At 43.3% G+C, this 13,195-nt stretch carries 9 protein-coding genes; 5 read left to right on the plus strand and 4 right to left on the minus strand.

The window, feature by feature from the left end:
- Positions 1-11 precede the first annotated feature (11 nt).
- Positions 12-740 carry an FMN reductase gene (msuE, locus tag AC4MC0_RS00800; protein WP_062032015.1) on the minus strand — a complete coding sequence of 243 codons (729 nt, stop codon included), beginning with the start codon at positions 738-740 and terminating at the stop codon, positions 12-14.
- Positions 741-1,117: 377 nt separating this feature from the next.
- Between msuE and AC4MC0_RS00805 the strand changes: the two genes are divergently transcribed.
- The gene (locus tag AC4MC0_RS00805; protein ID WP_004691689.1) at positions 1,118-1,768 is read left to right on the plus strand and encodes a response regulator; all 651 of its coding nucleotides are present in this window, start codon (positions 1,118-1,120) and stop codon (positions 1,766-1,768) included.
- Between the two features lie 58 nt (positions 1,769-1,826).
- Here the strand turns inward: AC4MC0_RS00805 and AC4MC0_RS00810 are convergent, their stop codons facing one another.
- Both AC4MC0_RS00810 and AC4MC0_RS00815 read right to left on the minus strand, forming a co-directional pair.
- Positions 1,827-2,594 (minus strand): hypothetical protein, encoded by a 768-nt coding sequence (locus tag AC4MC0_RS00810; RefSeq protein WP_094148468.1) that lies wholly within the window; start codon positions 2,592-2,594, stop codon positions 1,827-1,829.
- A 402-nt stretch (positions 2,595-2,996) separates the two neighbouring features.
- Complete coding sequence (locus tag AC4MC0_RS00815) at positions 2,997-6,494, minus strand: PAS domain-containing hybrid sensor histidine kinase/response regulator (RefSeq protein WP_094148493.1); 3,498 nt, start codon at positions 6,492-6,494, stop codon at positions 2,997-2,999.
- A 186-nt stretch (positions 6,495-6,680) separates the two neighbouring features.
- On the opposite strand from AC4MC0_RS00815, the gene AC4MC0_RS00820 reads away from it, so the two are divergent.
- The 4 genes from AC4MC0_RS00820 (at position 6,681) to AC4MC0_RS00835 (ending at position 11,795) form a co-directional block, all read left to right on the plus strand.
- Positions 6,681-7,013, plus strand: a complete 333-nt coding sequence (locus AC4MC0_RS00820) for a DUF485 domain-containing protein (RefSeq protein ID WP_004691685.1) — start codon at positions 6,681-6,683, stop codon at positions 7,011-7,013.
- Positions 7,013-8,728, plus strand: coding sequence for a cation acetate symporter (locus AC4MC0_RS00825; protein WP_004691683.1), 1,716 nt, complete (start codon positions 7,013-7,015; stop codon positions 8,726-8,728). The genes AC4MC0_RS00820 and AC4MC0_RS00825 overlap by 1 nt, the downstream gene beginning before the upstream one ends.
- Positions 8,729-8,980: 252 nt before the next feature.
- Complete coding sequence (locus AC4MC0_RS00830) at positions 8,981-9,670, plus strand: ion channel (RefSeq protein WP_094148467.1); 690 nt, start codon at positions 8,981-8,983, stop codon at positions 9,668-9,670.
- Between the two features lie 157 nt (positions 9,671-9,827).
- Complete coding sequence (locus tag AC4MC0_RS00835) at positions 9,828-11,795, plus strand: glycine betaine transporter (protein ID WP_491887216.1); 1,968 nt, start codon at positions 9,828-9,830, stop codon at positions 11,793-11,795.
- A gap of 49 nt (positions 11,796-11,844) precedes the next feature.
- Here the strand turns inward: AC4MC0_RS00835 and omp33-36 are convergent, their stop codons facing one another.
- Positions 11,845-12,729 carry a porin Omp33-36 gene (omp33-36, locus tag AC4MC0_RS00840; RefSeq protein ID WP_094148465.1) on the minus strand — a complete coding sequence of 295 codons (885 nt, stop codon included), beginning with the start codon at positions 12,727-12,729 and terminating at the stop codon, positions 11,845-11,847.
- Positions 12,730-13,195: the final 466 nt, after the last annotated feature.

Genomic DNA, 13,195 nt, shown 5'->3' on the forward strand with positions numbered 1-13,195 from the left:
GCTTTTCTGCGTTAAGCGACCTGTGGTTTGGCTTTTTTCTGATGCAAGCGGGACTCGGCTGCATCTAAATTTGGAACTGCCGCTGAAGGCAATACATCGTCTTGTTCGATTTGCGTGTTGATACCCAAGTTCTGATTGGCAAGTTGGGTCTTTTCTTTCACCACTTCTGCACGCTGACCTTTGGCGGGTGCCCATTCTAAGATGGGTAAAGCACGAGCTACGGCAAGAGTAATGCGATCTCGTAATAATTCACTGTGGATGGTATACGCTGGGGTAAAGTCTTTGTCTGTGGCATAGACCCCAATCGGTAAAGTTTGTGCTTGGAAGAAACTGAATAGTGGGCGAAGTTGGTGCTCCAGTACCAGGGCATGACGTTCACTGCCGCCTGAGGCTGCAAGTAGTACCGGTACATCGACCAGCGCCGTTTGTTCAACAAAGTCGAAAAAGTGTTTAAACAAACCAGTAAATGAAGCACGGTAAACTGGTGTTCCAACAATCAAAGCATCGGCAGCTTCGACCGCGGCTAGGTCATCTTGCACACGTTGTGGCAGTTGGTTGCGGTAAATCGCGCCACCGAGTAAATGGCCAATTTCGCTGAATTTAATGAAATGTACATTGATTGGGGTTGCATTGCCCAGTTCATTTAATATTTCTTGTACTAATGCCTCAGTTTTAGACGGGGTATTTAAACCACCTGACACAGCGACAATATTGAGTGGTTTTTGCAGTAAAGTAGACATAAGGACAGCCCTAAAGTGTTGTATCTCGGAATGGACTTATTTATCTAATATTTGCATTTGGTCTGTAAAATAAAGAAATAGCGTTAAGTTATCTGATTTTAAGATATATCTGTTGAACTTGAAAAAGGCTGCTTAAATTTTTATTAAATGGTTGTATTTTATATATATATTTAAAATAAATAACCTTTTTCGATGTACTGATAAATTTTATATCAAAATGTGATTAGTTATTTATATTTCAAGATCGACTTGGAATTGAGGCTATTTTTCTGAATAAAGCGTGATAAAGTGAAAAAAAGTTAGACTTTGCATATCCTTATCGGCACTTGTATGGTTAGAATAGTCAAGACTAGTGCACTCGAAATCTGTCGTTGCTTATGAATATATTAATCGTTGATGACCATCCGCTGTTTCGCCATGCGTTAATCCAAGCTGTTCGTTATAGCTTACCGCAAGCTCAAATTCATGAAACAGCCGCAGTAAACGAGTTTTATGAACGCCTTGAAAAAGGTCCTGAACCTGATTTGGTGCTATTGGACTTAAACTTACCAGGTGCTTCAGGTTTTTCTGCATTGGTACACGTTCGTGCCCAGTATCCATCATTACCGATCATTGTCGTTTCAGCGCATGAAGAGACGTCGATCATTCAGCGTTCAATTGCGCATGGAGCGATGGGGTATATTCCAAAGTCGGCACATCCAAGTCATATTGGCGAAGCAATTCGCGAAGTCTTAGATGGTGAAATTTGGTTGCCACCAAATTTACCCGCTAACATGAACTTTGACCCACGTGCTGCCGATGAAACTGCACTGGCTGAGCGAATTCAATCCTTAACACCGCAGCAGTTCCGTGTTTTGATGATGGTGGCAGAAGGTTTGCTGAATAAGCAGATTGCTTATGAACTTGATGTTTCAGAAGCGACGATTAAAGCGCACGTGACTGCGATTTTCCGTAAGCTTGGAGTACAGAACCGAACTCAAGCGGTCCTTGCGATCAATGCTTTAAATATTGAAGAAAAACGCATGTAAGCTGATCTATTGAATTAAAAAAGCGCTGAATCATCAGCGCTTTTTTTCAGTCTTAAGTTTAAGCCAAGCAGTTTTGTTTGCTGGTGACATCGGTACAAAATAAAGGATTTAAAGCGCATTGCAAGTCATCAATTTGCTCTTCAGAGACATAGCCCTGTTGTTTCAAATAAGCGGCAACGCGGTCATCGCGCAGACTTAAAAAGGCCGCATCATACACGCCAAGATCGACAAATAAAGCCGCCGTTTCCAAGCTGTTGAAACGGTCTAAGTAGATTTCGTTGTCATACATGAGGAAAATATGGTCTTGTGTTCCTTGCGCATCAATACTTAAGCGATCCGCCAAGACTTGCGGTGGTGTTTTAATAAAGAGCAGATCCGACAATTGGTCAAACTGGGTGGCGTCGAGTTGATCCTGATCGGTTTTGACTTTACCGAGCCATGCTTTAAACACCAAAACTGCACCGCCGCGAAGGAGCATGCTCCAAATTTGATGGCGCACATCTTCACTGAGTCCGCTGGATTCGGCTTCCAATGCCAGCAAGAACGGGTCTTCTTGTTGCTGAAGTTTTTCAAATAGACCTAAACCTTGCGGTTGGTAAGCCGCGGGGCGAAACACATCAAAGTCGAGTTGTTCAAACACTTGTAATGCGAGGGGAATAGCGGTGTGATACAGCGTATCTAAGGCCTGAACATGAGTCTCGTTGAGTCTACTTTGTTTAAAGAGTTCGACCCAGTCAATACTGGGTAAAAAGGCATTGGCACTATACTGGCGCAAAAATTGTTGTGATTGATCTGAGCCATGTGGCATTGCTTTAGAAATGTTCATCATAAAACTCCAAGAGAAGGATGATCAGTTTCTTTAGCGAAGGAAGAGGTATATAGGTAGAAAAACTGATCTTTTCTTAGTCCTAGTTATCTGCCAATCCCCTGTGGAGATGAATGCGACTAAAGTCGTAGTTTGTGTTTTTATGCATATTTAGTTTAAATAAAACAAATACTTGAAAAATTGTAACTAAGTATACAAGTGTTCACTAATGTAAGTGGTGTATTTTGCCATAGTAAAAATGGATGTGTAATTTTTAGTCAATATTATTGGGCTTCAAAGAGCTGGAAATGAGCACTTTGGTCGAAACCGTTAAAACTTTAGTCAGTTTGCCATATATACAGGGCCTAAAAAAGACAAAACCCAAGTCAGATGACTTGGGTTTTGTGAGCGAATGTAGTGAATTTATTCAGGATTTGAAATTTTTAAACCCGATAACCATGCTCGTAAAGAGGCTGGTTTTAACGGTTTTTTCAACAGTACGATATTCATATCTTTGACTCGTTGTGGCAGTTCAGGATCTGAGTCAGCGGTAATCAAAGCGACAGGTACATTTTCTTGGCGATTGGCCAAAATAAAGTCCAAACCAATTTTGTCATGATTTAAGTGCTGATCGACCAACCAGACCTGAATGTTTTCTTGTTGAATCATCTCAAAAGCCTGTTCAGGTTCAGTTGCCTTAAACACTTGATAGCCCCATTTGGTCAGTAAAGTCGACATCCCTTCTAAAATGGTTTCGTCATTGTCCAAGCACAAAATCTTATAGGCTTTGGTTTTGAGTGGAACCGCTTGTACAGGCGCTGCCACGACTTTTGGTGGGTCAATGATTTGTACTTCAATCATAAAGCATGAACCTTTGCCATACTCCGAATAGACATGTACCGGGTAGTCGAGCAGGCTGGTCATCCGTTGTACGATGGCCAAACCCAAGCCAAGCCCTTGCTCACCCCACGGTGAGGTATGGCCACAGCGCTCAAACTCTTGGAATAGTTTGATTCGTTGTTCTTCTGCAATCCCGGGTCCTGTATCCCAAACTCCAATTCGAATATGGCGTGGTCTGTCCGTGGAGCGGAGTACACCCACCACCACTTTGCCTTTGGCAGTATAGCGTAGGGCATTACTGACAAAGTTCTGAATAATACGGCGAATCCACTGTGGGTCGGTATCTATCCAGAACTGAGCATCATGTACGCTGAAACGAATACCGCGCTGTGCGGCAATGGATTTAAACTGCAATTCGAGGTCACTGAGTAAATCATGCAGCGGATAAGCCTGACGGTTCGGTTGAATAGTGCCACCTTCCAGACGGGCAATATCCAACAGGGCAGATAGCATGCTTTCTGCACCGTGTAAGGCACGATCAAGCTGTTGTAGCGTTTTACGGTCTTCTTCACTTTGTACACTTTGTTCTAAAGCCGTACTGAACAGACGCGCGGCATGCATCGGTTGCAATAAGTCATGACTGGCCGCGGCAATAAAGCGGCTTTTCGACATATTGGCTTTATCTGCTTGCTCACGTGCCAGTTGTTGTTCAGTTAATGCATCTGCTAACTGTTGAGTTCGGTCTTGGACACGCGCCTCCAGCATGGCTTCATTTTCACGGAAGGCGGTAATGTCGGCAAAGGTGGTGACAAAGCCGCCGCCTTCAATTGGGTTGCCACGCATTTGAATGACACGACCATCTTTACGAATTCGTTCAAATTCATGTGCGCTACCGACTTGCATCCAGTGCATCCGTTTACGCACATGTTCTTCGACCGAACCCGGGCCACATTCGCCGCGCTCTGCGTTATACCGAATCAAATCGGAAATCGGACAACCGACATAGACAATGTCTTTTGGATAATCAAACAGTTTTAAATATTGGTTATTCCATGCCACCAAACACATATTTTCATCGACCACACTCACCCCTTGGGTCATGTGGTCAATCATGGTCATGATCAGGTTTTGATTAAAACGTTGCCACTGTGAGGCTTGGTCTAGAATATTTGCCACTTGACCTAGGGCGAGGCCATTGTTGACCATTGCGGTGGTGAGCAGGGTACGTGCCGATGCAGCACCAATAGTGCCTGCCAAATATTGTTCGGTAAAACGCCACCACATGCCGTTGGCATTGCTGTTTTCATTCAGCACTACATTGTTCTGGGCACAGAACTGTTGAAAAGCGCGCATAGTTGCGCCATCGCCAGTAATCCGTTTGGCTAAGGTGATTAAATCACCAACTTTTAAACGTGCAACATCGTGATGAATGTAGTTGATGTCTGTAGACGTGCTCTGTGTCGGCAGTGGCTTGGTTTCATAATAGAAAAAGCTTTCTGCTTGAATTTGTTCGGCCACGCTGGGACGGAAAATTCGGGAAATCCAAATGTATAAAATAATATTCAGACCGAGTGCCCATACCACCCCATGGGTAAGTGCGGCAAAGGATTCAAAACCGAGCAGAGCTTCAGGACGTAACCAGTTAATGCCCATTGGCCCGAAATTGAGAAAGCTTTCGGTAAAATGTGAATATTCAGCAGGTAAACTGCGCAGTACAGTGGGTAACAGCAGGGTGTAGGCCCACATACCAAAACCCGCCAATAAACCTGCATAGACACCTTGTTTACTGCCGCCACGCCAGTACAGACCACCAATGAGGGCTGGTGAGAACTGAGCCACCGCACTAAAGGCCAACAAGCCAAAGACTGAGAGTTGGTCAATATCATTGAAAAAATGGAAGAACAAAAAACCCAGGAGCATTACGGCTAAAATACAGACCCGACGGGTAAATTTAAGCACCAAGGGTAAGCGCTTATCGTGGCGGGACAGTAAATTGGTACGCCATAAGGCAGGCATGATCAAGTCATTACTGAGCATGATCGACAGCGCCACTGAAGACACCAACAGCATACCCGTAGAGGCAGAGAAGCCGCCTAAAAAGGCTAATAAGGTTAACCAGTCTTGGCCATAACTTAAGGGCAAAGACAAAACCGCTACATCGGGGATCGCTAAGTAACCTGGCGTTGCATGCAGCGCCCAACTGGCAATCGGAATAATGGCAATGATGGTTAAAACTAAATAAACTGCGAACCAGCGGCGTGCCCCGCGAATATGCTTTTCATCACGCAATTCGACCACAGCGACGTGGAACTGACGCGGTAAGCAAATGATCGCGAGTCCAGCCAACAAGGTTTGAATCCAAAATGTATCGGGTACACCAATGAGTTGTACTTGATGGAAAGTCTCCGCGACATCTTTGGAGATTTGATGAATGTTTTCAGGTGCAGCAAACACGAAAAAGAGCGCGACACACAGCAAAGCAAACAGTTTGACAAAAGACTCGAAGGCAACCGCCAACATCAGACCGCCATGCTGTTCTGTATTGGCAATCTGCCTCGTCCCGAAAATCATGGCTAAAATAGCCAAGATACCAGTGAGGAACAGCACACCGTTGGTGGTTGAGGCGATGCTGCCTGCGGTGGGCTCTAAAATCACCGCAGCACTGAGTGCAATAGCGCGTAACTGCAGGGCTAAGTAAGGAATAATCGCAATGACGGCAAGGATGGTCACCATCGAGGCCAAAGGCCCACTTTTACCATAGCGTGCAGCGACAAAATCGGCAATCGATGAAATAGCATGGTGCTGACGGACGCGGCCTAAACGACGCCAAATGTCATAGCCCAGTGCGACGAAAAGTAGTGGGCCAAGGTAGATCGGCAGAAAGATAATGCCTTCACGAACTGCTGCACCTGTTGCGCCATAAAAGGTCCAAGATGAACAGTAGACCCCTAAAGTTAAACTAAACAATAGCATGCGCCCACGCGTGCTCAGGCGGCTGGCGTGTTTCTCACCAAAAAAGGCGCAGATAAAGAGTAAGACGATATAGAGGGCCAATACCCCGATAATGAGCCAGCTGTTCATTTTACCTAAATTTTTTCCATCATCTTGTCCATCATAGCGCATCTCGGATAGAGGCTGCTGGGCTTGTTTAAAATTTACAGACCAAAGTCTAAATTACAACCAATACAGAAGCTTGCTACTTTAGCAAATGTAATAATTCGAATTAAAAAATTGTATCTACGGTTGGATACACACAGGAGTATGGTTATGGATGAGAGACAAGTAGAACAGATTCTACAAAATCCCAAATTCAAGGAAATGGTTAGTCGTAAAAGTAAACTGAGCTGGACACTGACAACTATTATGTTGGTTGTATACGTTGGTTTCATGTTGTTGGTCGGCTACAACAAAGAATTTTTAATGACTTCAGTCAGTGGTGGGGTGACCACGATTGGCATGCCATTGGGTCTAAGCATTATTGTATTGTCTTTTGTTTTGTGTGGTGTGTATTCGTATATCTCGAATAACAAACTCGACGCATTAAATGAAGAAGCAATGCGTGAAGTTGAAGCCATTGCGCAAGAGAAAGGACAGCACTAATGAAATGGAATTCATTGAAAGCGCTTACAGTCGCTGCTACAGCACTGTTGGCTTCGAGCCTAGCACTTGCAGGCCCAGATTTGGGTGAGGCTCAACAGCAAGCGACAAACTGGCATGCCATTATCATGTTCGGTATTTTTGTCGGATTTACTTTGCTCATCACCAAATGGGCAGCAAAACAAACCACCAACACTGCTGACTTCTACACAGCAGGTGGCGGGATCTCAGGTTTCCAAAATGGTTTAGCGATTGCGGGTGACTATATGTCCGCAGCATCATTCTTGGGTATTTCCGCAATGGTTTTCAGTTCAGGCTTCGACGGCTTGCTGTATTCATTGGGTTTCATGGTGGGTTGGCCAATCGTATTGTTCTTGGTGGCTGAACGTCTACGTAACTTAGGTAAGTTCAACTTATCTGACGTAGTGTCATTCCGTTTAGCAGAAAAACCAGTACGTACGCTTGCAGCAGTAAGTTCATTGGTTGTCGTTGCATTTTATCTGATCGCTCAGATGGTGGGTGCAGGTCAGCTGATCAAACTGTTATTTGGTTTGAACTATAACATTGCTGTAGTAATTGTTGGTCTTCTGATGATGGCTTACGTGATCTTCGGTGGAATGTTGGCAACAACTTGGGTACAGATTATTAAAGCTGTAATGCTTTTGTCTGGCGCGACATTCATGGCTTTCATGGTGATGAAAGGCGTAGGCTTCAGCTTCTCTGAAATGTTCACGCAGTCAATTCAAGTTTTCTCTAAAGTACATGACATTTCTTTAGCAGAAGCGGGCAATATCATGGGCCCAGGTAAACTTGCAGCGAACCCAATTGATGCCATTTCTTTAGGTTTGGCTTTAATGTTCGGTACAGCGGGTCTACCACACATCTTAATGCGTTTCTTTACCGTTAAAGATGCTAAAGAAGCACGTAAATCAGTGGTTGTAGCAACAGGTTTCATTGGTTACTTCTACCTTTTAACCTTCATCATTGGTTTTGGTGCGATCCTTTATGTGTCGAACAACCCACAGTTCATTGATGTCGCGAAAATGGCAGTAACGGGCAAACTAGAGCTTGTTGGTGGTAACAACATGGCAGCGGTTCACTTGTCTGATGCATTGGGCGGTGACTTGTTCATGGGCTTCATTTCAGCAGTGGCGTTCGCAACGATTCTTGCTGTTGTTGCAGGTCTGACCTTGTCAGGTGCTTCAGCAATCTCGCATGACTTGTACGCAAACGTATTCAAGAAAGGTCAAACGACTCCTGAATCTGAACTTCGTATGTCTAAAATCGCGACTTTAGGTCTTGCTATTTTTGCAATGATTTTAGGGATTCTGTTCGAGAAACAAAACGTTGCCTTCATGGTAGGTTTAGCATTCTCTGTAGCAGCATGTGCGAACTTCCCAGTGCTTGTACTGTCAATGTTCTGGAAAGGTTTAACCACACGTGGTGCGGTGATTGGTGGTGTGATTGGTCTAGTGACTGCAGTAACACTAATTATCTTATCTAAAGCCGTTTGGGTCGATACATTGGGCATTTCTGAAACGCCAGTGAACCCATTCAATGGTCCAGCAATCTTTGCAATGCCATTGGCGTTCTTCTGCTGCTGGTTGTTCTCTGTGACTGATAACTCAGCACGTGCACAAGCAGAACGTAAAGCATTTGATGCGCAGTATGTACGTTCACAAACAGGTATTGGTATCTCAGGCGCTTCAGATCACTAATCTGAACCTGAAATAAAAAAAGCCCCATTCATTGGGGCTTTTTTTATGGTGTTGACGCTCCTAACTGTGTCAGCTTTGTATATTGAAATGCATAGATCGTGACATTCAGTATTCAAGCAGTACTCAAATTGTTGAACAAAATGAATCGAATGACATGAATAAAAAGCATCGGTTTCAGTCGCTATTCATGCTAAGTTAAAAAAGTGAGAACAAGAACCAATCAAACTTGGCTTTAAAAACAACAGGCTGCATATGCAAGTATTTGTCGAATTTTGGAAAGGCTTCCGTCTACTGCCTTCAGCATGGTTACTGCTGTTGCAATTTATTATGCTGATTTTGGCGCTATTGAGCGGCCATAGCCTGTCCTTACGTGTATTGGTTTGGGGCTTAGGTGTTTTGGTCCTGTTACTCATTGCCAAGGTCATTCGCCAAACCCCCGTGTTTACCATCCTCGGCTTGAGTTTTGTTGGTGGGGCATTGTTCTTTTCCTTACTGATTTTGCTGGGTGCGCGAAATCCGATGCTTTTGGTGATTAGTCATGCCTTTGAGGCGATGGCCTATTTTATTGCGGCCTATGGCTTGCTGCGCTATATGTTTGCAGACCGTTATTTGACCAAAGATGAGCTATTTGCTGCAGGGGCAGTGTTTACGCTTATTGCATGGGGCTTTGCCTTTTTATATAGCATTTGTCAGATTTTGGAACCCAATAGCTTTTTAAATCCCAATGTGGCGGGCGCACAGTCATGGCTCGATTTACTTTTTTTAAGCTTTAGTTTGCAGTCGGCGACAGGTTTGTCTGATCTAATGCCACTGACACCACTGGCTCGTATGATTGCAATGTTGCAGATGTTTTGTGGGGTGATGTATTTGGCTTTAGTCGTCTCACGCTTGATTGCCTTGCAGTATATTCAGCACCGACCCAATGATCATAAAGAAAATTAAACTGTTACAGGATTCGCACTGCCTTATTTTTAAACATAAATTATGATGGAACAGAATCGTTAAATTTTAAGCTATTCATTCTTCACTCTTTATTAGACTCGTCTAATTAACCATTTTGGTTATATCTTTGTACTAAAAATAATTTTCTGGGGGAATTATGCCTTCCATAAAGCCATCGCTGTTTGCAAACATCAAACGGAATGTATTTCTCAGCACTGTCGTGATTCTGGTGCTTTTTCTGGCCTTGATTCTTTTTGACCCAAGTGGTTTTGAGGCTTTAACCAAACATTTAAATCAATGGATTATTGACTCATTTAGCTGGTTTTACGTTTTATCTGTCGCGTTATTTCTGATCTTACTGATCTTTATTGCACTCTCCGATATGGGGAAAATCAAACTCGGCCCTGATCATAGTCTGCCTGAATATAGCAGTGGTTCTTGGTTCGCCATGCTGTTTACCGCAGGGATGGGGATTGGTTTGATGTTCTTCGGTGTCGCTGAACCCGTGATGCACTATGTCAACCCGCCCACAGGGGATGGGCAAACCGTAGATGCCGCACAACAAGCGATGCGGATCACCTTTTTCCACTGGGGATTACATGCATGGGCCATTTATGCACTTGTGGGCTTGTCACTGGCCTATTTCTCTTTCCGACATAATTTGCCTTTAAAAGTTCGCTCTGCTTTATATCCTTTGGTGGGCAAAAAAATCTATGGTGCAACGGGAGATGCGGTTGATACCTTTGCAACCTTAGGCACCATTTTCGGGGTTGCGACCACACTTGGTTTTGGGGTGACCCAAATTAATTCGGGACTGAATTATCTTTTTGGCATTCAGCAAAGTATTGGTATTCAGGTCGGGCTAATCATTTTTGTCACTTTTTTAGCTTCGCTCTCAGTCGGTTTTGGTTTGGACAAAGGCATTAAACGGCTGTCTGAATTGAACTTGGTGCTGGCACTGGTTTTACTGTTATTTGTGTTTTTTGCCAGTTCTTCTATTTATATCTTACAAACCAGTATTCAAAATGCAGGGCAATATGTATCTAATCTGTTCACGATGACCTTCAACCTGTATGCCTACCAACCCAATGGTTGGATTGGCGGTTGGACCATTATGTATTGGGCTTGGTGGATTTCGTGGTCGCCTTTTGTTGGAATGTTTATTGCCCGAGTGTCTAAAGGCCGAACCATTCGCGAGTTCATTGTCGGGGTGTTGTTCATTCCTACAGGTTTTACCCTGATTTGGATGGGCTTCATGGGGAATGCCGCGCTGTTCAGTATTATTCAAGATGGGCACACTTCTTTAATCTCAGCGGTACAACAAGACTCATCCGTCGCACTGTTTGAATTTTTGACCCATTTACCTTTCTCTCAAATATCGAGCCTGATTGCGACCGTTCTGGTGGTGCTATTCTTTGTGACTTCAGCCGACTCAGGCTCATTGGTGATTGATTACTTAACCGCAGAAACAGAAAACTCACCCTTGTGGCAACGGCTATTTTGGACCATTCTGATTGCGTTACTGTCGATTATCTTACTGATGGCAGGCGGACTTTCGGCCTTACAATCGGCCACCATTATGAGTGCCTTACCCTTTACTTTGATTATGTTGCTGGTCTGTTGGGGCTTACTGAAAGCACTGCGTTTGGATGTCACCAAAATGCGTGCACTACAAGATGCACGAATCACGCCACGTGCGATTCAAAATCCACGCAGTTGGCAACAGCGTCTAGGTCTGATTATGCATTATCCACATACCCAGTCTGAGGTCGAAGAGTTCATTGGTCAGCAAGTACAACATGCATTTTCAGCGGTACAAAAGGAATTTCAGCGCCGTCAGCTAGACGTGACCATTCAACCGATTGAGCATGGCTTGCAGTTACGCGTGGATCACCATAATGAAATTAACTTCATCTATCAGGTGGTTGCCCGTGAAACCCAGCCACCCAGTTTTATGGCGGATAGACTGGAGGAACAGCAGTTTTATCAAGCTGAAGTTTTCTTAAGAGAAGGTGGGCAGAATTATGATGTGATGGATTGGACTTTAGATGATCTATTACAAGATATTATTTTCCAATATGAGCGTCATTTACATTTCTTAAATTTAGTCAGAGCCACAAACTAAAAAAAGGACGCTTAAAGCGTCCTTTTTTCAATTCAGTTTCTAAATTGAATTAGAAGCGGAATTTAGCGTTTACGCCAACAGTTTGTGTATCGAGATTCTCAGTATTGTCTTTAGCGTTAGCATTTACATAGCTTGCGCCTACAGCAACTGCTGGAGTGATGAAGTAGTTAACGTTTGCACCCCAAGCTGAATCTGGAGTACCAGCAAAGCTTGATTCAACATAAGAAGCACCAACACTTAACGCAGGTGTTAAGTAAAGGTCAGTTTTTAATTGGTAAGCAGTGTCATCACCATAAACAAGGCCAGCTTCTAAGCCAAGCGCCATGTTAGTACCGTCGATGTTACCTACGTATTTAGTACGTGCAGTAATCGCGTCTTGGTCATCACCGATTGTTACAGTTTCACCAACAGCTTTAACCGCGCCATTGCTCATTACGTTGAACGCATCAAGAGCAAATTGGTCAGCAACGCTAGTATAACCTACAGCAACCAAGAAGTTTGGAGCAGCTAAAGCACCCACTTCAAGTGCATAACGGTCGCCATTGCCATCAGGCGTTTCGCTGTTTTTACCATCGAAATGTGTGTGGCTATAAGACGCACTTGCATATGCTGGAACGAATTTAGTAGGAATATACGCTTCTGCTTTAGCGCCGTAGTTGTGTGCGATGAAATCAGTACCGTCAGTGCCTAATTCAGCATAGTTATATGCCAAAGAAACATTTGAAGCTTGGTTTAAAAAAGCAGCTTCAGCTAAAGGACCTTTAGATGAATCAACATCTTTAAAGTAGAAAGTACCTTGTAAACCGCCAGTAAAATCTTTGTCATTTGCATCAGATGCATCGATGTATTCAGATTGACCTTGTACTTCGAATTGGTATGCTTGAGCACCGGTCATGGCTAATAATAAAGCAGTGGCTAAACCGAGTTTTTTCATGATATTTACCAGATTGTTAACATTGGATTAAACTAATGCTATTCTATTGTAACAATTTATTAAGTCAATGAGCTCTAATGGTATTATATTATTGAGTAATTACTCTAGATGTGTTAGAGGTTAAAAAGTGCTCAATTGAGTGTATCCATGTCAACCAAAAAAAACTTACAGCAGAACAATAAGGTATACCTATTTAGAAAACAGAGAATGCAGGAAAATGAATTGTACTGAACTTGATTTTTAATTGGTAAATTAGATTGAATATATAGATATAAACGGTAAAAAAGTTAAATAAGGTACCTCAAATATAGGCGTTTTTGTGTCCTAAATCTAAAAAACGCCTAAAATTAGCGCAAAAAGCTCGTTTTTTGCTTGCATAATGTACATATCCTCTGAGTATTTGTGATAATTTTCACGATAATTATAGCGTTGTGTTAATCCATAGTGCTTTAGTTGGCTTTACAAG

This window comes from Acinetobacter sp. CAU_H_S139_7, assembly GCF_058599305.1.